The following is a 22,614-nucleotide window of genomic DNA, read 5'->3' as shown; positions in this document are numbered from 1 at the left end:
GGAGACAGGCGGTATCTACTTCTTCACGTTGGGTCCGAAGTTACATCCGGCCGGGGCACTAAGCGTCGTGTGCTTACCGACCAGCAACGTATTCGGCACTACCGCTCCACCAGCGGTAAGCTGACTAACGGCGAAGCTCCCAACGCCAAACGGCGTCGCTGAACTGACGGTCGCGAGATTACCGAGATTGTCGAACGCGATCCCGTTCGGCGCCGCGAGCGTGTCGTTGCCCTTCTTGTCGGTCGTCGGGCTGAGCGTCACGGCCGGCGTCGGACTGCCCGACGCCCCGAGCACCGCATGCGCAAATTCGACCACGGTGAAGGGCGTGTTGGCGTTGCTGGACCATAAATTGCCCGTGGCGTCGAAGGCGAGTGCCCACGGTCCCTGAATCGAATTAGCCCCGTCGTCAGACAGAATGACGTTAGGCGTTAAAGTCACTGAGGAGACACTGGTTAGCGGGGGTAGATCCCCGGCGTTGAATTCGAAAATAGTCGTCGTGCCGTTGTTCGCAACCCACAGATTCCCGTTGGCGCCGAAGGTGATGCCCAGCGGTCCCGTGAAAGTTGGATTCGAGGTGATGGTGACGGTCGGCGTCTGCGCGCCGCCGGCCAGTAGTTGTGCGGCGGTGAAGGCGAAAACCGAGTTGGCGCCATTGTCGCTCACCCACAGATTCCCCAGTGTGTCGAACACCGCCTGCTGCGGAAAGACGAAAGAGGTCGAAGTCAGCGTCACGTTCGGCGCAGGCGTCTTGTCCTTTTTCTTTTTCAGGTCATTGAGCTGAGTGGGTGTAAACTCGTCGAGCGCCGGCGCGGAAGTGCCGCCAACGAAGGTCGTGCCGCCGTCGATCACCCAAAGATCGCCCGCCGTGTCGAAGTTTACACCCTGTGGCGCGCCGAACCCGGCGGCGCTATTGAGGGTCAGATGGGGCTTGGTGTTGTGCGTGCCTTTTTTGAAATCGCCCGGATCGAATTCGAGCACGTTCGTGCCATTCGCTACCCACAGCGCGACGGTAATCTTGGGCTTAGGCTTGGCCGCCGAGATTTGCGGGTATGCGATCACGGCTGCGAGGATGATCGTCAATGAATAGAGTGCGCTGCGGCCGCGATGGCCGTAGCGCGGGTTAAAAAGCTGGTTCGTCGAATTCATTGGTTTAGTGCCTCCGAGTTAAGAAAGTGGGTGTGTCGTTCGCCCAGACCGGACGCGCGATTCTCGCGGCAGTCAAGTGATCTGGGGTTGCGGGTTTGAGAATCGAGCGAGACTCATTATAGACGAAGCAGTCCCCGCCCGGCAAATTTTAGCCCAGCCGTGACTGTCGGTCCGACCCGCTTTCGTGTTATCAATCCACCTAATCTGATCAGGGAGCGAGATTAGCTTTGCCAAGCAAGAATTTCTTCGCCGAGGATCCTCGCGCGGTCGGTCTTGACCCGGCCAAAATTGATCTGCTTCTGCAACGCGCCGAGCGCGAGGTTGCCGAAGGTCTGCTGCCATCGTGCCAAATCGCGATCGCGCGCAACGGTAAGATCGCCGCAATGAAATCCTTCGGCCACGCCGTGCAAGGCGGCGCCGATCGGCCCGTAACCGACGACACGCTCTTTTTTGTCTTCAGTTGCACCAAAGCGATCATCTCCGCCGCCATCTGGATTTTGATCGGTGACGACAAACTCGACGTCCGTGAAAGCGCGGCGAGTATCGTGCCCGAGTTCGCCACCAACGGTAAGGACGCCATCACGGTCGAGCAGTTGCTGATCCATACCGGCGGCTTCCCGTTCGCCCCTTACGCACAGCCGGAGTGGCTCGATCGCAAGCGGATGCTTGAGCGGTTCAAGGAGTGGCGGCTGCAATTCCCGGTCGGCCAGCGCTTCGTCTATCATGGCCTCTCGGCCTTTTGGGTACTGGGCGAAATCATCCGCCGCCGCTCCGGAATGGATTTTCGCGACTTCGTGCGCGAGCGCATCGCGGCGCCGTTGGGCCTGCCCGAGCTGCGCCTCGGACGTCCGCCGGCTGAACAGGGTCGCATCGCCGAGGTCGTCTGCATCGGCGAACCCTTGGCGCCCGCAGATTATGCGAAGATGGGCTTTCCGCCGCCTCCAGCGGAAACCATAGTTACCGAGGACGCGATAATTGGCTTCAACCATCCGATAGTACGCGAGTCGGGCGCGCCCGGTGGCGGCGGCATCATGACCGCGGCCGAGCTCGCCATGTTCTATCAGGGGCTGCTGCACAATCCGCCGGTGGCCGGCGGTGCGCCGATCTGGAAGCCCGCGGTGCTCAAAGAGGCTTTGCGCGTGCGCTCCGGCGATTATTTCGATCCGATTTTCAAATACAAATGCAATCGCGCGCTGGGTGTTATCGTCGCCGGCGACGACGGCTTCGCGAACTATCGCGGATTCGGCCGCGCCACCTCCCCTGAGGCCTTCGGCCACGGCGGCGCAGGCGGTCAACTCGGATGGGGCGATCCAGTGAGCGGAATTTCTATCGGCTACTGCACCAATGGTTACGATCGCAACGAAATTCGCCAGGGTCGGCGCGGCGTCGCGATCTCGAGTCTGGCCGCCGTCTGCGCCGCCTGAAAGGAGAAACCCCCATGAACGATTTAGTAATTCGCAATGGCCGAATTGTTGACGGTAGCGGCGCGCCTGCTTTCCACGGCGACCTCGCTCTCGCCGACGGCAAGATTGTCAGTGTCGGCGGCAAGGCCGGTCCGGGTCGTCGCGAAATTGACGCGAACGGCTTGCTGATCACGCCCGGCTGGGTCGATATCCACACGCATTATGACGGTCAGGTTGCCTGGGACCCCTATCTGTCGCCGTCGAGTTGGCACGGCGTCACGACTCTCGTCATGGGAAATTGCGGCGTCGGCTTTGCTCCGGTCGCGCGCGGCAAAGAGGAATTTCTCATCCGCATGATGGACGGCGTCGAGGATATCCCGACCGAGACTTTGACGGCCGGGATCAATTTCGAGTGGGAGACTTTCCCGGAATACCTCGACGCACTATCGCGGATGCGCCGCGTGCTGGATGTCGGAACCCATGTGCCGCACTGCGCCGTACGCGCCTACGTCATGGGCGAGCGTGGGGCGGATAATCAGGCTGCTACGGCCGAGGATATGCGGCAGATGGCCGCGGTCGTCCGTGACGGTGTCAAGGCCGGCGCGCTCGGCGTCAGCACCTCGCGCACGCTGATCCATCGCACACGCGACAAGGCTTTCGTGCCCGGCACCTTCGCGGCAGTTGAAGAGGTCGTGGCGCTGGGACGCGCGATGGGCGAAACGGGCCACGGCGTCTTTGAGATAATCTCGGATATCACCGGCGATGACGCCGATCTCGAATGGATGGCGCGGCTGTCAACCGAAACCCAACGCCCAATTTCTCTGGCCGCCCTGATTTCGCGCCGCTCTGGAATGAAGATGCGCGAGGTTCTCGATTTCATCGAGCGCAGCAATGCGCGTGGCGCGCGGATGGTGGCGCAAGTGGCTGCGCGGCCGGCGGGAACGCTGATGAGTCTGCAAAGCTCCGTGCATCCGTTCAGCACCCATCGCAGCTATCGCCAACTGATGGCCGGGCTCAGCCTCCAGGAGCGTGTTGCGCGGATGCGCGACCCTGACGTCCGCGCACAGATTCTCAATGACGCGCCGGCAGTCAAGGAAGAACAGACCCTCGGAATGGTCGCCGGCTTCAAGCATCATTTCTCGCTGGGCGATCCGCCGGACTACGAGCCGACTGCCGACCGCAGCATCCTGGAGCGCGCCCAGCGCTCGCATCGGACGCCGCAGGAGGTCGCGTACGACACTTTGCTGGAACGCGACGGCCGCGAAATCATCTATATGCCGCTGGCCTACAAGAACTATTCGTTCGATTCGATTCTGCCGCAGCTAACGAACCCGCATACGATCCTCTCCTTGAGCGATGGCGGCGCGCATTGCGGCGTGATCTGCGACGCGAGCATGCCGACCTATCTGTTGACGCATTGGGTGCGCGATCGCAGCCGCGGCGCGCGCATCCCGCTTGAATTCGCGGTCAAGCGTCAGACTCACGACACCGCACAACTCTATGGCCTGCGCGATCGTGGAACCCTTGCGCCGGGTATGAAGGCGGACATCAACCTGATCGAATTTGATCGCTTACGGCTGCATCCGCCCGAAATGGTTTTCGATTTGCCGGCGAATGGCCGCAGATTCGTGCAACGCGCGGACGGCTACAAATTCACAATCGTCAGCGGCGAGGTGACTTTCGAAGATGGCGAGCCCACCGGCGCGATGCCGGGTAAGGTCGTCCGCGGTCAGTAGTCCGCGTCCGATCACCGGGTCATGGGCCCGATGCACCAGGAGGGACAGAAATGAAAGTGAGAACAATCGGATTGACGATCGCAGCGCTAGCCGGCGCGATGATGCTGTTCTGGAGTTATGGCTTCAACGCCCGCGCCAGCACCGATGCGAAGGCGGAAATCACTGACATAGAAACCAAGGCGCTGGCCGCCAATACCGCCGACGAGCTGATCGCGTTCTACGACCCCAACGACATCACGACCTACGATTACATCCCGGGTCTCGAATACGTCGGCTACAAGGCGGTTCACGGCGATCTGGAGAAATTCTTCGGCGGCACGACGGAGGTCAAGGGCGCCTTCGCAGATCTACGGGTCGAGACCGACGGCACGATGGGCGTCGCGCACAGCCTCCAGCATTTCACCTGGAAGGACAAGAACGGGGTAGGGCACGAGGCGACGTTCCGCGTGACCAATTGCTACCACAAGGTCGATGGGCAGTGGAAAATCTTCCACATGCATACCTCGTTTCCGATCGATCCCGCGACCGGGCAGGCACAAATGAACCTGCCGGTGAAGGTCGCAGCGCGTTAGACGCGGAACGGGTTTTCGAGCACGATCGTGGCGTCGCGCGCGGCGCCGACGCCGATAATCGCGAGCTGCACGCCGCAGAGCTCGCGGATGCGATCGAGATAACCGCGCGCATTAGCCGGCAGTTCACTGAGACTGCGGGCGGCGCTCAAGTCTTCGCTCCAACCCGGGAGCTCTTCATAAACCGGCTTGACGCGGTCGAGGATGCGGCGGTTTGGCGGAATTTCGCCGAAACGTTTGCCGCCGCTTTGATAGCCGATGCAGATGCGGATCGGGTCGATTCCGGTCAGCACATCGAGCTTGGTCACCGCCAAACCCCACATGCCGTTGAGCCGAATGGCGTGGCGCGCGAGGACGGCGTCGAACCATCCGATGCGGCGCGGGCGGCCGGTCGCACTGCCGAATTCCGCGCCTTCCTCGCGCAGGGCGTCGGCCAAGCGCCCGCTGATCTCCGAGGGGAACGGCCCGCCGCCGACCCGCGTCGCATAGGCCTTGGTGATTCCGAGCACAGCGTCCAGGCCGCCGGCCGGCACTCCCGCCCCGCCAAAGACCGCACTCGCGCCGCAGTTCGACGAGGTGACGAACGGATAGCTGCCATGATCGATGTCGAGCATCACGCCATGCGCGCCTTCGAACAGGATGCGCTTGCCGGCCGTGATGGCGTCGTGCAGGAAGGCCGGCGTATCGCACAGATAAGGACGCAAGCGGCGTCGCGCTTTGCCGACCGCATCGACGATCGCGCGCGCCTCGAGTGGCTTCGCTTTAAGGACACTCTTCAGGTACGCGTTCTTCTCGGCGATATTGCGTTCAAGCTTTTCCGTGAAAGCCGCGAGATTATCCATCTCGTCGAAACGCAAACCGACCCGCGCCATCTTGTCTTCGTAGGCCGGGCCGATGCCGAATCCGGTCGTGCCGATCGCGCGGCTGCCGAGCCGCGCCTCGCGTGCGCGGTCGATTGCGCGATGATACGGCAGGACTAAATGCGCGTCGTAGCTGAGCTTCAGATCGTCAGGGCCGAGCGTCCGTCCGCGCCGCTTTAAGGCGTCGATCTCTTCGACCAGCGCGATCGGATCAACGACCGTGCCGGTGCCGATCACGCACACTTTGCCCGGATGGAGCGCGCCGGCCGGGATCAGCCGCAGAATGAATTTCTCGCCGCCGACCACGAGGGTATGTGCGGCGTTGTTCCCGCCTTGAAAACGTACGACCGCGTCGGCGTCGATGGCGAGCAAATCAACGATTTTGCCCTTGCCCTCGTCGCCCCACTGCGCACCGACCACTGCGACGCTCTTCATTTCTCCTGCATGCCTGCCGTTTGCGAGCGTGATCGCGCCGCGTGCCGCCGCGCATGTTTCCGACTCCCGAAGTTCATCGATCAGAGCCGGATGGTCGCTGCCGAGACAATCGCCGGATGCGTCTTGAGCTGTTCGAGCACTGCCACCGGCACCGGTCCATCTATCTGGAGCAGGCTGAGCGCCATCCCGCCGGCGCGATCGCGTCCCAGTTCCAGCCCGGCGATATTGATGCCGGCCTCACCGAGCATCGTACCTACCGCCCCGACCACGCCCGGTACGTCGCGATTATGCAGCATCAGGAAGTAGCCTTCCGGCGGCGCTTCGATGCGGTAGCCGTCGATCCGGATGATCCGAATCGCGCGGCTGCCGAAGACCGCGCCGGCCACCTCATGCACGCCGTTCTCCGTGCGCACGGTGATCGTCAGGGTATTTATGTAATCGGCAGTTTCGCGCGACCGCGTCTCGGTCACCGTGATGCCCCGCTCGCGGGCAAAAAAAGGCGCGTTGACGTAATTCAGCGCCTGATCCAAAAAGCCGCCGAGCAGACCCTTGAGCACTGCCGCGACGATCGGCTCGCCGCGAAGGTTTGCCGCCTCGCCCGCGAAACCAACCGTCACCTGGGCCGGCGTCGCATTAATCAACTGCGCGACGAGTTGCCCAAGTTTCTCTCCGAGATTGAGATGCGGACCGAGGACTGCGAGCTCCTTGACGCTCAGCGCCGGAATATTGACTGCGTAGCGAATCGTTCCTTCGGTGAGAAACTCCGTGATTTGCCTCGCGATATCGATCGCAACCTGGACCTGCGCCTCGTCGGTCGCCGCGCCCAGATGAGGCGTTGCGATCACGTGCGGATGATGGATTAGTGGATGATCTTTTGGTGGTGGTTCCTCGACGAAAACGTCCAGCGCCGCACCCGCCACCTTGCCCGTATCGAGCGCTGCGAGCAGCGCCGCCTCGTCCACGATGCCGCCGCGCGCACAGTTGATCACGCGCACTCCCGTCTTCATCCTGGCGAAGGCCGCCGCTCCGATCAGCCCGCGCGTCTCGTCGGTTAGCGGCGCGTGCACGGTGACGAAATCTGCGCGTCGCAGCAGCTCATCGAGTTCAACCTTTTCGATATTCATTCGAGCCGCGGCTTCCGCCGTGAGAATCGGATCGAAGCCGATAACCTGCATCTTCAGCCCGCTCGCGCGCTCCCCGACAATCCGGCCGATATTGCCGAGCCCGATGACGCCAAGGGTCTTGTTGCAGACCTCGGTGCCGACAAACTTGCCGCGCTCCCACAGGCCGGCGCGCAGCGCGGCATTGGCCGCCGGGATATGCCGCGCCAGCGCCATCATCATCGAGATCGTGTGTTCGGCGGTCGTGACGCTATTGCCCATCGGGCTGTTCATCACGACGATTCCGCGCCGCGTGGCGGCGTCGAGGTCAACGTTGTCGACGCCGACGCCCGCCCGCCCGATGACCTTAAGGGATTTGGCGCGATCAAGGAGCTCGCGTGTGACGCGCGTCGCGCTGCGAATGACCAGGGCCTCGTATGGTTCTATGACCTCGGCCAATTCAGCCGGACTCAGCCCAGTCTTCAGGTCGAAAGTTATGCGCGGCTCGCGTTGGAGGATTTCGATCCCTTGCGGCGCGAGGGAATCACTCAGCAGCACGCGGAATTTTTCTACGCTCCCCTCCGCCATGACGCTACTTAAGGCCCTGTCCAATTATCTGCTGGGCGGCGGCGACGCCCGTGCCCAGCGCGATTCCATAGCCCAGGCGTTGGAGTCCCAGTTCGAGCGCGCTTATCACCACGAGCATGTCGAACGGACCGACATAGCCCATGTGGCCAATGCGCACGAGCTTGCCTTTCAGATGATCCTGCCCGCCCTGGACTGAGACGCCGAGCTCGTCGCGCATCAGGCGCACGAGCCTGCCGCTGTCGAAGCCGGAAGGAGTCAACAGTCCGGTCACCCCCGGCGCGGGGCTGTCCGCTGCGAGCAATCCGAGCCCGAGCGCCGCACCCGCCGCGCGGGTCGCTCGCGCCATCAATTCGTGACGCGCGAAGACACTCGGCAGGGTTTCAGCGTGGATCATTTCAAGCGCCTTGTTCAGGCCAAAGATGAGCGAGACGGCTGGGGTGTAGGCCGTAAGATGGTCGTCGCGCTGAGCCTTGAGCTCGCGCATCAGATCGAAATAATAGCGCGGCGCATGATTCGCCTTCGCGCGCTCCACCGCCCGCGCAGATAACGCGATCATGCCCAGCCCCGGCGGGATCATCAGAGCCTTCTGGCTGCCGGTCACGAACGCATCGACGCCCCAATCGTCCATGCGCTGCTCAAAGACTCCGACCGAAGTGATCCCGTCGACCACCAGCATCGCGTCGCGGGTGCGGGTGAGCGCGCCGATCGCGGCCACCGGATGGAGCGCGCAGGTCGAAGTTTCACTGGCCTGGAGATACACCGCGCGCGCCGCTGGCCACGCCTTCAGCGCCTCTTCGATCTGCTCCGGCCGCAGCGCGCGTCCCCATTCGACCTTCACTTCGCGCGGACGAGCACCATATGCCTCGATCATTTTGCCCCAGCGTTCGCCGAACTTGCCGCCATTGACGAAGATTGCCTCGTCGCCTGCTTCGAGCAGATTGGTGACCGCGGCCTCCATCGCGCCGGTGCCGCTCGACGCCAGCAGGATCACCTCCTGCTGGGTGCCGAAAAGCGGTTTGAGGCGGTCACGCACCGCGTCCAGCACGGCGCTGAATTCGGGCGTCCGATGATGAATCAGCGGCCGCGCCATCTCGAGCAGAACTTCGGGCGGCGCCGGAACCGGTCCGGGCGTGAATAGATATTTCTTCAGCGTCGCCAATACTTTAGATAGTTTGGACTGATTATATGAAGCCGCGGCGGCCAAAAAAAAGCCTGGTGCCCGCTATCGCGAAGCGCCAGACCCCAATGCATCTTAAAGCCCCCAAGGCTGCTGATTGATAATGGGTAATCGCCGCGCGCGAGTCAAGCTGAGATTCGGTGCCGTCGCGGGCTTAGAGGCCACCGATAAGCGCCAGCCATTTCTACGGTCTTAGGTTCAACGCTGCACTCCTGTGAGCAGCACCCGTGGTGCCGTCAAACTCCTTGGTGGGCCTCGCTCCCTGTGCGAGACCCATCAAAGCGATCGGCCGACCGCTTCGGCGACCGGTTTGAGCGCGGCCATCAGGGCGGCGAAGCTGGCGGGCGTGAGCTGCTGCGGGCCGTCCGAGAAGGCCGCGCGCGGATCGGGATGGACCTCGATGAGGAGACCGTCGGCGCCGGCCGCGACCGCCGCCAGAGCCATCGGGGTGACCAGCGACCAGATGCCGGTGCCGTGGCTCGGATCGACGATCACCGGCAGATGGGTCCACTCCTTGAGCAGCGGGATGGCGTTGAGATCGAGCGTATTGCGGGTCGCTGTTTCGAAGGTGCGAATACCACGTTCGCAGAGCACGACGTCGGGATTGCCCTCGGAGAGGATATATTCGGCCGCCATCAGAAATTCCTCGAGCCGCGTGGACATCCCGCGCTTGAGCAGAATCGGTTTGCGCAGCCGTCCGAGACTGCGCAGCAAGGAGTAATTCTGGGCGTTGCGCGCGCCGACCTGGAGCATATCGGCGTGCGCGGCGACATTCTCGATATCGTGGGCGTCCATGATCTCGGTGACGACCGGCAAGCCGACGCGCCGGCCCGCATCCTCGAGCAGGGTGAGGCCCTCGGCCTCCATCCCCTGGAAGGCATAGGGAGAGGTGCGCGGCTTGTACGCGCCGCCGCGCAGCAGATGAGCGCCGGATTGTTTGACCGCGTCGGCGGCGCCATCAACCTGAGCGCGGCTTTCGACCGCGCACGGACCGCCGATAATCGCCAGACGGCGCCCGCCGATCGCCACGCCGTTGACGTTGACGATCGAGCCTTCGGGACGGACCTCGCGGCTGGCGAGTTTGAAGGTGCGCAGCACCGGCATCACGCGATCGACCCCGGCGACCGATTCGAGATGAGTCAGTGAATGGCCCTCGCCGCGCTCCTCGCCGACGCAGGCCACGACGGTCCGCTCGACGCCGCGGATGACGTGGGCGCGGTAGTCGAGGGCCTCGACCGCGGCGATGACGTAATCGACGTCAGCCTCGCTCGCGTGCGGCTTCATCACTATGATCATAGAGACATTGTAGTATGCTTCAATTGAGGAAGACGACACTCGATGCGTGAATCACTCAAGCCTTTGCGGTTGATCCATACCTCCGATGTGCATCTGGAGAGCGATACGCTCGGCGGCGGGCCGCGCGGCGACGCCTTTCGTGAGCGCGTTCGCGGCGCGTTCAACGGCGTGGTTGATTTAGCGAATCAAAAGCAGGCGGATCTGCTGCTGATCGTCGGCGATCTCTTTGATTCCAGCCGCGTCACTGCTGAAGCGCTGGACTCGGCGATGCGCACGATCGGACGGGCGCGGATGCCGGTGGTGATGATTCCGGGCAATCACGACGCGCATGATGAGCGCTCGATCTATGCGGCGATGCCGCCAGAGACGCTTCCGGTGAATCTTCATCTAATACTTGAACTTGATGGCAGGACCCTCGATTTTCCGGAGCTGGGCGCGCGCCTGTGGGGCCGGGCTCTGAACGAACATTCTCCCGACTATCGGCCCTTGCTGGGAATTCCACCGGCGGCCGGCGATCGCTGGAATATCGCGCTGGCGCACGGCCTCTATACTGAGGGCGGTGAGACCCATCGGTCGTCGCCGATCACGCCGCAGGAGATCGAGGCGAGCGGCTATGATTACATCGCGCTCGGCCACGTCCATCTGTTTGGCGATGTCTCACACGGGGCGACACGGGCATTTTATTGCGGAACGCCTGCGCCGCTTTATGCTGGATCGGAGGCGGGTTGGGTGGCGGAGGTTAACTGCACGCCGGGCGCGTCGGTCAAGATCGACCGCGTGATGGTTACCGACCCGTCAGCGGTATCAATCGTTGCCGCGGGGTAGTATGCGGAACGCTAAGAATCTTTCCTACTTGTAGCCGTGCAAGTCCGGCTCACCCTCGGCGGCGCGATTGCTGGTGAGCATCGGCGGCGCCGCGGTTGCAGGCTGGCTCAGAGCCGGGAAAGTCTCAGCGAGTCGCTGGCGCATCCGCTCGAAGCTCTCAGCGGTAAACGGCTTGGTCAGATAATCCAGGACGCCCTCGCGCAGGAAGGACTTCTTGACTTCGGGGAAGGCCAGGCCGCTGATTACCAGGACGGCGGCGTCGGGATTCTCGCTGCGCATGATGCGGAACAACGCGAGTGCCCCAAGACCGCCGATTTGCGGAACCGCGACGTCGAGGGTAACCAGATCGGGCGACACCGTACGAAAGAGATCGAGCGCCTGCATGGTGTTCTCGGCTTCGGCGACGACCGAACATCCGAGGCACTCGAGGTGATGGCGCAAAACGTCGCGAACGAAGACCGAGTCGTCAATGATTAGTACGCGCAAACTCATAAGCAACCTCCGCGGCCTCGTCGTAACAGCAAGTATACAGGCGAAAGCCCGATACGTTCGTCAATTACGCAATTAAGTTAAGCAACTAGCGGGCCGTCACCGGATCGCGATTTTCATAACTGGTGGCTCATTAGAGATGACGATGGCGGCGCGACTTTGTTTCACGATGAGACATGGGCAATTTTGGGAGAATTTTGGGGTCATTTTGCCCCGGATTGTTGTGGCGATCGTGGGACTTCGGGCTAAAGTCAAAGGTGCTGAAAGCAAGTTGTGGGGAGCAATATAACTCGATAGCGCATTTTCGCGTCTGGGCATGAATTCAATTGAGAGGGTGACAGCTAACTTCCAGTCAACAAAATGAAGGATGCGCGGCTCACGATCTACCCGACTGCACGCAAGGTCGAGGATCAGCTAATGCGGCTGAGCCGCGGCGGATGCGTGCTGGGGCATCATTTGATCACGCTACCCCAGGTGGTGGACGCGCTGTGGCTGGAGACGGGTGATCGGCGCGCGAGTCTGAGTCATATGGGCGAGCGGCTGGCACTGAACGAGGCTGTGGCGCGGGCGAGAGGTCGCGGCGCGGTCGGCGCGGTCGGGGCCGGGATGAGCGATCAGATGCTCGCGCTGATCCGGCGCTTGAAGAGCGCCGCCGCGATAAGTGCTCAGGATTGGCGCACGGTCATCGCGACCGTCCCAGCCGCGGCGGCTGCGCGGCTCGCCGACTTCACTGCGGTGTTTGCCGAGTATCAGGCGCTCCTCGGCGAGCGCGGACTGGCGGACCGTCACGACCGCGAGGCCGCAGCGCTCGAGCTTCTCCATCGGCTCGAGGCCAGTGGCCGGCGTCCGCAATTACTCGAAGGCGTCGGCCAGCTCCTCGTAGCGGAGATTTACGATCTAAGCCTGCTCCAGTTCATGACGATCACGGCGATGATCCGGGTCGTTGGTGATGCGGAAGTGACGATTCAGGCGGCGCCGCACAAGGTCAACGCGATCGGCTTTGCCGAGCTGACGTGGAATCGTTTTGTCGGTGAGGAATCGATCGCGAACCAGGTGCTGCCGGACTTCGTGCGGCGCGACGGCCGCAGCGGGCAGTTGGGTTTTATCCTCGAACACCTCTTCAGCGATATCTATCCGCTGGCTCCGCCAGCGGACGGCAGCGTGACGGTGATCGAAGCCGCCGACGCGCGCGAGGAAGCTGAGACCGCGGCGCGAGTGATTCGGCGCAGGCTCGAGGAGGCCGGGGGAAAAATTCCGCTGGAGCGGATCGCGATCGTCGCGCGTGACCTGACGCCGTATGACGATTACCTCGAGGCCGCGTTTCGCCGCTATCGGATCCCGTTGCGGCGCGAGCTCGGACCGCCGCTGCGCAGGACGATTCCGGCGCGCGCGATCCTGGAGATCCTGCGGCTGCCGCTCGAAGGTTTTCCACGCGAGTCGCTAATCGCGTTGTGCCACAGCGCCTTGATGCCACTGGCGGCGGCGCGTTATCGCGCGCTTCCGCGCGAGGCGGGATATATCGATCAGAGCACGCGGCCGCTGTGGGAGTGTTTTGCGCAACGGCGACGGGCGCTGGCTGACGCGCTGGCGACAGCGGAGGGAGACGACCGTGATCGTCTCGCGCGCCGGCTCGCCACGCTAGAGCGCGGCGCTGATGTATGGGCTGAGCTGCTGGAGATTCTGAATGCGCTGGCGACGCCGGCCACCGTCGCGAGTCATCTAGCGCGTCTGGTCGCGACACTGGAGCGGCTCGGATTCGATCCGGCGGCGGCCTCACTCAGCGATTCCGCGGCGCGCGCCGCGGGTCCCGTGTGGCGAGCGCTCGACGAGATTGCCGCCGCTGCGGCCCGCGTCGCGCCTGAGCGCATCCTGCCGCTGCAGGAATTTGCCGACTTGCTCGAAACCATGCTGAGCGAGACCTCGCTCGAATCGACCGACGATAACGGCGGAACGGTCCGCGCGCTCCCGATTCTTGAAGCGCGCGGCCTCGATTTCGATCTCGTGATCGTGCTGGGCCTCAACGACGGCCGCTTTCCGCAGTACCATCCCGAGAATCCGCTCGTCGCCGACGAGACCGCGCGCCTCGTCAATCGCGAGCTGGTGGCGCGGCTCAGGGATCGCTTCGGCGCCAGGATGCCCGACGCGCCCGGGCCGATCCTGCGATCACGGAGCGCGCGCAACAGTGAAGAGCCGTTCCTGTTCTTTCTCGCGCTCTCGATGCCGGCGCGGGCCGTCGTGCTCTCATTCGCGCGCGAGGATGAGCGCGGCAGGCCGCTCGAGTCCTCGCCATTTCTCGCCGAGGTCCGCGCCCGTCTCGGCGTCGAGTGCCAGGTCGAGAAACGGGCCGCCGGCATGCTCACGCCGTGGGAAGATTGCTTCACTGAGCGCGACGTCCTCAATTCCGCCGCAGCGGCAGGAGGCCTCGAGCGGCTAACGCAAAGCTGCGGTATCGCGGAGGCCCGAGTCGCCTCGATCAGACGGCGGATTCAGATCGAACACCATCGCGCAGATTATTTCGCGCGGCCGACGCGTGAGACGCTGTTGGCGCGGCGGCAACGCCTCGCGCGGAAATCCAAAGATTGGACGACTGCCGCGGCGCGAGCGGCCGACGAAGAGAAAAGTTCGCGGGCAGGCGAGTTCGATGGTCGCGTCGCGCCCGACGCGAGCCTGGCTCAGGGCCTGCTCACGACGCTGAACGGCGCGCCGCGTCCGTGGAGCGCCGGGCAATTGAGTGAGATGGCGGTGTGCGGCTTCAACTTCTTCGCGCGGCGGATCCTGCGCCTGCGCGACGCCGATGAGCTCGAACACGAACCGACGCGGCTCGAAACCGGCGACCTGGTACATCGGATTCTCGCAGATTTTTTTGCCGCACAGCCGAATTTTGCCGACCCGACGGCGGCGCGCGAGACCGCGCATGCGGTCGCGGAACGCTTCCGGCTGAGCGAAGCCGCGGCGGCGCGCGATCCGGCCTTTTTCGCGCTACGCTGGACGATTATCGACGAGATGATCGCCGAGGTCGTCGTCCATGAAATCGCGCGGCGCGGCGAGAGCGGCGAACCGGACGGACTCGACCTCGAATATCGGCTCGCCTTTCCTTTCGCGACCGGCGACGGCAGCGACTCCCCGATCATGATCGAAGGCTGGATCGACCGGCTCGAGCGCTATCTGGATCCCGGCACGGAGACGATCGCGCGGATGCGCGTGGTCGATTACAAAACCTCGCGCAACCTCAAGTCGCTCGCTGAGTTGCTCAAACCCGCCGGGTTCGCCATGACTGACATGCAGATGCCGGTCTACCTGCTCGGCGCGGCGACCCAATGGCGCGAGCGGCTGGCGCCGGACGCGACGCTCGAAGCCAGCTATATCGCGCTGCAGAACCGGACGAAGGAGAGCGCGCCGCTACAGGTCCCGCGCGAACTGCTCGCGGACGCGCCGGATGGGCTGGTCGCTGCGCGCGTGCGCGAACTAATCGCCGACGCCGTCGCCGGCCGCTTCGACGTCGATCCGCTCGAATGCAGCGAGTGGTGCCCGTACCGTCCGGTCTGCCGCTTTCAAAAACCCGCGGCGTAGCGAGGGCGGAAGCGAGCATGACCGGACGTAAGCTCCAGCTCGGCGTGCAGCAGGCCGCGGCGATCAACGCGGCCGGGAATCTGCTGATCCGGGCCGGCGCCGGCTCGGGCAAGACCGAGGTGCTGGCGCGACGGATGGTGGCGCTGCTCGCCGGGGATTCTGATGGAGGGTCGCCGCAGGCCGGCGGACTTGCGGGCCGTCCGCCGCTGGCGCCGGAGGCGATCGCGGCGATTACCTTCACGGAAAAGGCCGCCCTCGATATGTGCGCGCGGATCGCCGGCGTGCTCGAGGAACGTATCGCCGAGGCCGCCGAGAGCGCGCCGGCGCGATGCGAAGTCCTGGTGCAGGCGCGGCGCAGGCTGGCGCTCGCGCGTATCTCAACGATTCATGCGTTCTGCGCGCGAATCCTGCGTGAGAACCCGGTCGCGGCCGGACTCGATCCCGGCTTCGAGGTACTCGACGAATACGAGAGCGCGACCTTCTTTGAGCGGAGCTGCCGCGAGACGCTGGTCGCGGCGGTGCGCCGCGACGACCCCGGCGCGCGCTTTCTGATCCGCGCGCGCAGGCTGCGCGGCAGCGTCTATCGCGAAGGTGCGCTCGATCTCTTACAGCGAATCCTGACCGAAACGGGTCGGCGCGGCCGCGACGCCGCCTGGATCCTTGCGCAAGCCGAACAGAGCGTGGCGCAGCTGGCGCAATCGCCGGATCAAACCGCAAGCTGCGCGCAGGAGCTGGTCAGACTGATCGACGAATTGCTGAATTATCGAGGAAACGCCGGTGTCGCCAAGCTCGACCCCCTGCGCTACTTGTGGCCTTCCGCGCGGCCCTCAGTGCTCAAGCTTGACGGTGCAGCGGCGCCCGCGGCAATCGAAATCTTGCGCGAGGTCTGCGCCGCGCTGCCCGATGCGCGTGGAAAGACGGGCGCCGCCGTACAGCAGATTCGCAATCTGGTCGCGGCCAGTGCTACCGGCTTCGGCCTCGAGGGCGATCTGATCGCCGGGTGGGGCGAGCGGCGCGCGGTTGGGCCGACGCGTGAGGTGGCGCAACTACTGCTCCGCGCACAACGCGACTTCGATGAAGCCAAGCGCCGCGAGCGCGCCGTCACCTTCGACGATCTGCTGATCGCGGTGCGCGATCTACTGCGCGATCAGCCGGCCGTCGCGAACCGTTACCGAATTGAACTGCGCGCGATCCTGGTCGACGAGTACCAGGACACTAACGCCGTGCAGGACGAGATCATTGCACTGCTCACGGAGCCGCGGCCGAGCGCTGCGCCGCCAGCCGAACTGTTTATCGTCGGCGACGAAAAACAATCGATCTACCGCTTTCGCGGCGCCGACGTGCGCGTCTTCCGGCGCGCGCGCGCCTCCGCGCCCATGCCGTTACCGCTGGCTGAAAATCGGCGCTCGACGCCCAATATCCTGAATTTCGTCAACGGCCTGGGCGCCTCGGCGATGGCCGCCGACGATGCCGCGTCCGCGGCCGCCTATCGCGTGGTTTGGGAGGCGGCGCACGCCCTCACGCCGGCGCGCAGCACGATATTTGATTACCCGGTCGAGATTATCCCGGCTCCAACAGATGCCGACACGCTTGGCGGCGGAGTCGCCGCGGGCAAACTGAATGCGGTCGAGAAGCGCGAGCTCGAAGCACGCGCAATCGCCAACCGGATACGCGCGATCGTCGCCGCGGGCGAGCCGACAATCGCAGCGCATGGCGGACCGCAACCAGCGGCTTATCGGGATATCGCGGTGCTCTTTCGCGCCTTCGCGGATATCGCGATCTACGAGCAGGCCTTCATCGCCGCCGCCATCCCCTGCTACACGGTCAAGGGCCGCGGGTTCTATGGGCGGCGCGAGGTGATCGATCTCGTCGAACTGCTGGCGGCGGTGGACGATCCACGCGATTCGCTGGCGCTCGCGGCGACCCTGCGCTCACCGTTTTTCGCCCTCTCCGACAATACGTTGCTTGAGATGGGCCTGCGGCTGCATGAGACCGCAGGGAGCGGCGGCCCGGCCTCGCTGGCCGACCTGCTTGCCGGGCCAGGCGTTGACTTCGGCCGGCTGGCCACCGGACGTGAGGAGGCCGAGCAGGCCTGGCGGGTGCTCGATGAACTGCGGCGCCTGCGCGGCCGCGCGCCGCTGCTCGAGATCGTCGAGCGCGCGCTCGAACTGACTGATTATGAAAGCGTGATGGCCGGGCTGCCGCAGGGAGCCCAGCGGGTCGCCAACCTGCGCAAGCTGATTGATCTGGCCCGCCGCTTCGACGCGCTGCATTTTTTTTCATTTCACGATTTCGTCGTTTATCTGCGCCGTCTGCTCGAGGAGGAACCCTACGAGCCGCAGGCGCAGATTCTCGGCGAGAGCGAGAACGTGATCCGGCTGATGACGGTACATCAGGCGAAGGGGCTGGAGTTTCCGATCGTGATCCTGGCCGACGCCGGGCGCGGCCCCAACCACGAGACTCGCACCGTGCTGCTCGACCCCGAAGGCGGTTTGCTTCTGCGCGCGACTACGGGCAGCGGCGGCGATGAGATCCCGAACGCCGCGCTCGACCGCTACCGCGAGCGCCTGGCGGACGAGGAGGCGGCGGAATCGGTGCGGATTCTTTATGTCGCGCTGACCCGCGCCCGCGACCGGCTGATCGTCAGCGAAGGCGCCAATACGACGGGTTGGTCGAAGCTCCTGCGCAAGTTCGTCGGGGAGGAGCGCTTCGCGGAGTTCGCGCGAGCGGGTTCTGCGACTCTCGATATCGAGCATCCGGCGGCGACGATCGTGTTGCGTCGCGCTGATTTGAGCTTCGCGGACGGCGCGCCGGCGAGCAGCGTCGCGGAGTCAGAGGAACCACTTCCGATCATGCGCGACCGGCTCACGGCGCGCGTCGCCGCGCAGGATGCCATGATCGTGAGTCCGACGGCGCTCGCGGATTTCGAGCGCTGCCCGCGACAATACTGGCTGCGTCACGGCCTCGGACTGCCGGAGCCGGCGCAACCAGGATCCGGCGGCGGCGCGACAGCGATGGGCGCGGTGACCCATCAGGTGCTCGAGCGGCTGGAATTCGGCCGTAATCGCACTAACACCGATAGGGTCATTATCGAACTGGTCGAGAGCCGGGGGGGCGCGGCGGGGCTCGATTCCGCTCAGCGCGCGGCGATCGTGCGCGACCTCTCGCGTTACATGGCGACGGTCTCCGATCGCGAGACGATCGTCGGCCGCGAGCTCCCTTTTATGCTGGATGCGGCGCCCGGGCTGTTCGTGCGCGGGCAAATCGATCTCTTGCTGCTGGATGGCTCGACGATCGTGGTGCGCGACTATAAGTACTCGCGCGGCGCCGAGGCCGCGCGGTATGCGGTGCAACTCGAGTGCTACGCGCTGGCGGCGGCGACGGCGATGCCCGGACACGCGATCGCGGCGGAGCTCGTCGCGCTGCGCGACGGCCCGCAGACCGTCGCGGCGAGCCTGCCTACGCTCCAGCAGATTCGGGTGCGGCTGGCCGCTTTGGCCCAACAGCTCCAGCGCGCCAGGCGGGAGCGCGAATATCCGAAAAAGCCGCCGCATGCCGGCGCCTGCCGTGAGCTCGGATGTGCCTACGTGCGCCGCTGCTGGCCGGGGGCGGACCCGCGGAACGGAGTGGAGCGAGCACCGGGGCGGCGGAGTCTTGTCTTTGACTAAGCCTCGCTGACTCGGCCACCCACACGCGGTATGGTCAAAGATTGACATGTACCGCGCGCCGATAAAGCCTGTTCATACGCAAGGCTAACAAGCTTGAGGGGGTAGTTGTTCGATGAAACGCGCGACGATCGCGATAGGATGTGCGCTGGCGCTGCTACTCACCTTGCGGCTGCCGAGCTTCGCACAGCCCGCCGATACGAATCCAGGTACGGGCAGCGACCAGCCGCCGGCGGCGGGGCAGCTCCAGTCATCGGGCAGCGATGCGGATCAGCCCGATGCGGAACAGACACCGTCAGACGATGGCGCCCAAGCCGACAATCCGAACGCCGACATGAACTCCGACAGTGATCAGAACGATCAAGGCGACTCCGATTCCAACGACGATCAGAACTCCGATAGCGACTCGGATTCGCAATAGAACGGAACGTATCTGGTTGGCGTGACCGCGAGCGCACAACCGATGAAACCGTGAACCAGTGAAAGAGTCAAATTCATGACGGCCGCGCGGGTTCGAGTCGAGCAGCTCAGCACGCGCGAGGGCTTCGAGCGCTTCGCGAAACTACCCTACGAGATTTACGCCGGGCGCGACGCCTGGTGGCCGCCGGACGTGCAGAACGAAGTGGACCTGCTAGCGGGCCGTGCGCTGATCACGGCCCATCTGGATCTGCAGCCGCTGGGCGCCTGGCGCGACGGCAAGCTGGTCGCGCGCGTCAGCGCCGTCGTCAACCATCGCTACAACGAGCACTGGCGCGAAAAGCTCGGACAACTGATCCATTTCGAAGCGTTGCCCAACGAGGATCAGGCGGTTGCCGCGATGCTCGAGGAGGCGCTCACCTGGCTGGCGCGGCGCGGGATGGCGGGGGCGCGCAGCGGCTTCGCCGCCTTCCTGGATTACCCTTACGCGATTGACGGCTACGGGGAACTCTCCTCGTTTTTGCTGCGCGGTAATCCGGAGTTTTACCATCGCTACTTCAAGAACTCGCGCTTCTTCACAGAGAAGGGGCAGGTGGATTACACGGCAAGCCTGACACCAGAACTGCTCGAACGTTACAGCGCTCTCGAAGCCGCAGCCGGTCGCGCTGGGGTCCGGCTGAAAAGCTGGCGCGAGTATGGGTTCCTATCTGCGATCGACGCCTGGACGGACGTGATCAACGCCGCGTTCGATCGCCATTGGGGCTGGAATCCAATCACGCGAGAAGAGGTTCGTCCGATGCTGATGCCGATGCAGGGAATGCTGGTCGCAGAGCTCTCGATTATCGCCGAGCTGGATGGCGCTCCGGTGGGCGCGGTCTTCGCGGTACCCGACTTCACCGCACTGCTTGCGCAGGTCCGGCCCGGAGTCAAACTGCGGCCGGAGCGCGGCGGCGGCACGCGCGGCGCGCTCATCAATGTCGGAGTGCTGCCGCAGGCGCGGTCGCGCGGGATCGCTGCGGCAATGGCGGCGCGCTCATTCCTCGCGATGGCGCGTAACCGGATGAAATTCGCCGGCTATACCTTGGTGCTCGATGATAATTGGCCCTCGCGCCGGACCGCGGAGAATCTCGGCGCGCAGGTCACCGGGAATTTCGTCACCTACCGCCGCGCCCTCTAGCGACCGCGCCCCGCCGGATAAAATTTCGCTAGCCAAATCCGGCGAAAGCCGCTCGCGTCCGGGCTCGTCACGATTTACGCGTGAGGCGCGAGACTCGCTCACGCTGCGCTGCGCCACGAGCGTGAGCGGGCGGAGAGCAGCGCTGGGCGCTAGCGCTGCGGAATCTGTCAGTGCCGGACAGCGATTCGCGGCAAAAGCGGCATACTGCTTATGGCTTTGAGAGGTGCGCAAGGGCCGGCCACGGTTGTCGAGCACGGCGACGCGTCTGCCCAAGACGACGTAGCTCTCCTCGCAACGGCGGCAGTAGTAGAGCCGGGCGCTCGGCGGAAACCCGGAGGTCGGTTGGGTTGGCCCGATTGTGAACTCGTGCCGAACTTCGAGTCGATCCAGCGAGGCGCTTTTCCAGAACTTCATCCGAAAGAGCTTGCGCAAACTCGATGCCACTTCGAGGTGACTGAACGCGAGGCAAAACGGGCCGAAAGCCTAGTGAAAATGATCTCGTCGTCGAGCGACTGGATGACCGCCCCAACGCAAAACACACGGTTGCATTGCATTCTGAAATGAGCGCACTGCCGCTGATGAGGGGTCCGGTGCGGTTGGCGCGGCGTCATGACTGATTCGGCTCGTCGCATCGCGATTGACACGCCGCGATGAATCGCGGGAAATTGACTCGACCGGCTGACCTCAAGTTCATTGCAAGGAGACCTACGGCTAATGCGCCTACTGCACACGATGATTCGCGTCAACGATCTCGACGAGACGCTCAAGTTTTACTGCGACGGCCTCGGCATGAAGCTGCTGCGCAAGAAGGACTTCGCCAACGGCGAATTCACGTTGGCCTTTATCGGTTACAACGAAGAGCGCGAGGGCGCGGTGATCGAACTCACCCACAACTGGGGCAAGAAGGGTTACGATCAGGGAACCGCGTTCGGCCATCTGGCGATCAGCGTCGATGACATCTACGCGAAGTGCGCCGATCTGAAGCAACGCGGAGTCAACGTCGTGCGCGAGCCCGGCCCGATGAAGTTCGGCGGCCCGGAGATCGCCTTTGTCGAGGATCCCAACGGCTACAAGATCGAACTGGTGCAGCAAAAAGACAGCGACGCCCTCAAGTTTGAGTGAGACAAAGATGAAAGCAGCAGCATTCAAGAAGCAGAATGAAATGACGGTGATCGACGCGCCGAAACCGAGCGCGGGCGCGGGGGAAGTCGTGCTCAAGGTTCACAACTGCGGGATCTGCGGCTCGGATCTGCACGCCTGTCAGTACGGCTTCGGGATGCCGGCGAATTCGATTATGGGCCACGAGTTCTGCGGCGAAATTCATGAGATTGGCGCGGGCGTGCGCGGCTTCGAGCTGGGCCAGCGCGTCGCCGGGCTGCCGTTCGTGATGTGCGGGGAATGCGATCGCTGCAAGCGCGGGATGGAGATTCATTGCCTCAAGCTCAAGGGCCTCGGTCTCGGCCAACTCCCCGGCGCCTATGCCGAGTTCGTCGCATGCGCGACCACGAGCCTGTTCAAGCTCCCCGACAACGTGACCTCGCGCGACGGCGCGCTGGTCGAGCCGCTGGCGGTCGGCTTGCATGCGGTCAAGCGTTCGGGCGTCAAGCCGGGCGAGATTGCGATCATCATGGGCGCCGGCCCGATCGGACTCGCGACGCTGACCTGGGCGAAAGGCAAGGGTGCCACGGTTGTGGTCTCCGAGATCGCGGAGGGGCGCGCCGAGCTGGCGCGCAAACTCGGCGCCGATGTCGTGCTCAATCCCAAAGTAAAGGATCCGGCCGAGCAGGTGCGCGAGATGACGGGACGCACCCCCGATTTGATTTTCGAGTGTATCGGCGTGAAGGGGACGCTCGACAATGCGATCAACATGATCGGACCGCGTGGCCAGATCGTGGTGGTCGGCGTCTGCATGGAGCCCGATCAGATTCAGCCCGTGCAGTGCATTTTCAAAGAGGTCAGCGTCAACTTTGTGCTGGGCTACGATCCGGCCGATTTCGATGAGACCATCAAGGCGCTGGCCGGCGGCAGGATCAAACCGCAGCCGATGGTTACCGACATCATCGCGGTCGATCAGGTGCCCGAGATGTTCCGCACCCTGAAGCAACCCGGCGCGCACGCCAAGGTCCTGGTCGAGTTCCCGCACTAGCCCGAAGTTAATTCA

16 protein-coding genes are annotated in these 22,614 nt (G+C 64.0%); 10 read left to right on the top strand and 6 right to left on the bottom strand.

Annotated features, from left to right (window positions below; translation table 11 throughout):
• Positions 1-15 precede the first annotated feature (15 nt).
• Positions 16-1,146 (bottom strand): hypothetical protein, encoded by a 1,131-nt coding sequence (locus tag VKS22_05985; GenBank protein HLW70155.1) that lies wholly within the window; start codon positions 1,144-1,146, stop codon positions 16-18.
• Positions 1,147-1,373: 227 nt separating this feature from the next.
• On the opposite strand from VKS22_05985, the gene VKS22_05980 reads away from it, so the two are divergent.
• The 3 genes from VKS22_05980 to VKS22_05970 are packed head-to-tail and all read left to right on the top strand — an operon-like array spanning position 1,374 to position 4,857.
• Positions 1,374-2,570, top strand: coding sequence for a serine hydrolase domain-containing protein (locus VKS22_05980; protein ID HLW70154.1), 1,197 nt, complete (start codon positions 1,374-1,376; stop codon positions 2,568-2,570).
• Between the two features lie 14 nt (positions 2,571-2,584).
• On the top strand, positions 2,585-4,285 hold the full coding sequence (locus tag VKS22_05975; GenBank protein ID HLW70153.1) for an amidohydrolase family protein: 1,701 nt from the start codon (positions 2,585-2,587) through the stop codon (positions 4,283-4,285).
• 50 nt (positions 4,286-4,335) lie between these two features.
• Positions 4,336-4,857 (top strand): nuclear transport factor 2 family protein, encoded by a 522-nt coding sequence (locus VKS22_05970; protein HLW70152.1) that lies wholly within the window; start codon positions 4,336-4,338, stop codon positions 4,855-4,857.
• Here VKS22_05970 and VKS22_05965 read toward each other — a convergent pair.
• From VKS22_05965 to aroF, 4 genes are all read right to left on the bottom strand, one after another.
• Positions 4,854-6,149 carry an adenylosuccinate synthase gene (locus VKS22_05965; GenBank protein ID HLW70151.1) on the bottom strand — a complete coding sequence of 432 codons (1,296 nt, stop codon included), beginning with the start codon at positions 6,147-6,149 and terminating at the stop codon, positions 4,854-4,856. The genes VKS22_05970 and VKS22_05965 overlap by 4 nt on opposite strands.
• Positions 6,150-6,229: 80 nt before the next feature.
• Complete coding sequence (serA, locus tag VKS22_05960) at positions 6,230-7,837, bottom strand: phosphoglycerate dehydrogenase (protein HLW70150.1); 1,608 nt, start codon at positions 7,835-7,837, stop codon at positions 6,230-6,232.
• Between the two features lie 4 nt (positions 7,838-7,841).
• Positions 7,842-8,996 carry an alanine--glyoxylate aminotransferase family protein gene (locus VKS22_05955; protein HLW70149.1) on the bottom strand — a complete coding sequence of 385 codons (1,155 nt, stop codon included), beginning with the start codon at positions 8,994-8,996 and terminating at the stop codon, positions 7,842-7,844.
• A 294-nt stretch (positions 8,997-9,290) separates the two neighbouring features.
• Positions 9,291-10,298, bottom strand: a complete 1,008-nt coding sequence (aroF, locus tag VKS22_05950; GenBank protein ID HLW70148.1) for a 3-deoxy-7-phosphoheptulonate synthase — start codon at positions 10,296-10,298, stop codon at positions 9,291-9,293.
• A gap of 54 nt (positions 10,299-10,352) precedes the next feature.
• Here aroF and VKS22_05945 point away from each other — a divergent pair, with 54 nt between their 5' ends.
• Positions 10,353-11,135, top strand: a complete 783-nt coding sequence (locus VKS22_05945; protein HLW70147.1) for a DNA repair exonuclease — start codon at positions 10,353-10,355, stop codon at positions 11,133-11,135.
• Positions 11,136-11,159: 24 nt separating this feature from the next.
• Here VKS22_05945 and VKS22_05940 read toward each other — a convergent pair whose 3' ends face one another.
• Positions 11,160-11,627 (bottom strand): response regulator, encoded by a 468-nt coding sequence (locus VKS22_05940; GenBank protein ID HLW70146.1) that lies wholly within the window; start codon positions 11,625-11,627, stop codon positions 11,160-11,162.
• A gap of 357 nt (positions 11,628-11,984) precedes the next feature.
• On the opposite strand from VKS22_05940, the gene VKS22_05935 reads away from it, so the two are divergent.
• From VKS22_05935 to VKS22_05910, 6 genes are all read left to right on the top strand, one after another.
• Entirely contained in the window at positions 11,985-15,194 is a 3,210-nt protein-coding gene (locus tag VKS22_05935) for a PD-(D/E)XK nuclease family protein (GenBank protein ID HLW70145.1), read from the top strand.
• A 17-nt stretch (positions 15,195-15,211) separates the two neighbouring features.
• Positions 15,212-18,862 carry a UvrD-helicase domain-containing protein gene (locus VKS22_05930; GenBank protein HLW70144.1) on the top strand — a complete coding sequence of 1,217 codons (3,651 nt, stop codon included), beginning with the start codon at positions 15,212-15,214 and terminating at the stop codon, positions 18,860-18,862.
• Positions 18,863-18,974: 112 nt separating this feature from the next.
• The gene (locus tag VKS22_05925) at positions 18,975-19,280 is read left to right on the top strand and encodes a hypothetical protein (GenBank protein ID HLW70143.1); all 306 of its coding nucleotides are present in this window, start codon (positions 18,975-18,977) and stop codon (positions 19,278-19,280) included.
• A gap of 75 nt (positions 19,281-19,355) precedes the next feature.
• The gene (locus VKS22_05920; GenBank protein HLW70142.1) at positions 19,356-20,453 is read left to right on the top strand and encodes a GNAT family N-acetyltransferase; all 1,098 of its coding nucleotides are present in this window, start codon (positions 19,356-19,358) and stop codon (positions 20,451-20,453) included.
• A 714-nt stretch (positions 20,454-21,167) separates the two neighbouring features.
• Positions 21,168-21,575, top strand: a complete 408-nt coding sequence (gene gloA / locus VKS22_05915; GenBank protein HLW70141.1) for a lactoylglutathione lyase — start codon at positions 21,168-21,170, stop codon at positions 21,573-21,575.
• A gap of 7 nt (positions 21,576-21,582) precedes the next feature.
• Positions 21,583-22,599 (top strand): zinc-binding dehydrogenase, encoded by a 1,017-nt coding sequence (locus tag VKS22_05910; protein ID HLW70140.1) that lies wholly within the window; start codon positions 21,583-21,585, stop codon positions 22,597-22,599.
• The last annotated feature ends 15 nt before the right edge of the window (positions 22,600-22,614 follow it).

This window comes from Candidatus Binataceae bacterium (assembly GCA_035308025.1).
In the GTDB taxonomy this organism is placed as follows: Bacteria; Desulfobacterota; Binatia; order Binatales; family Binataceae; genus JAJPHI01.
Note: the sequence above shows the minus strand (reverse complement) of the source record. Positions and strands in the feature narration are given on the sequence as shown.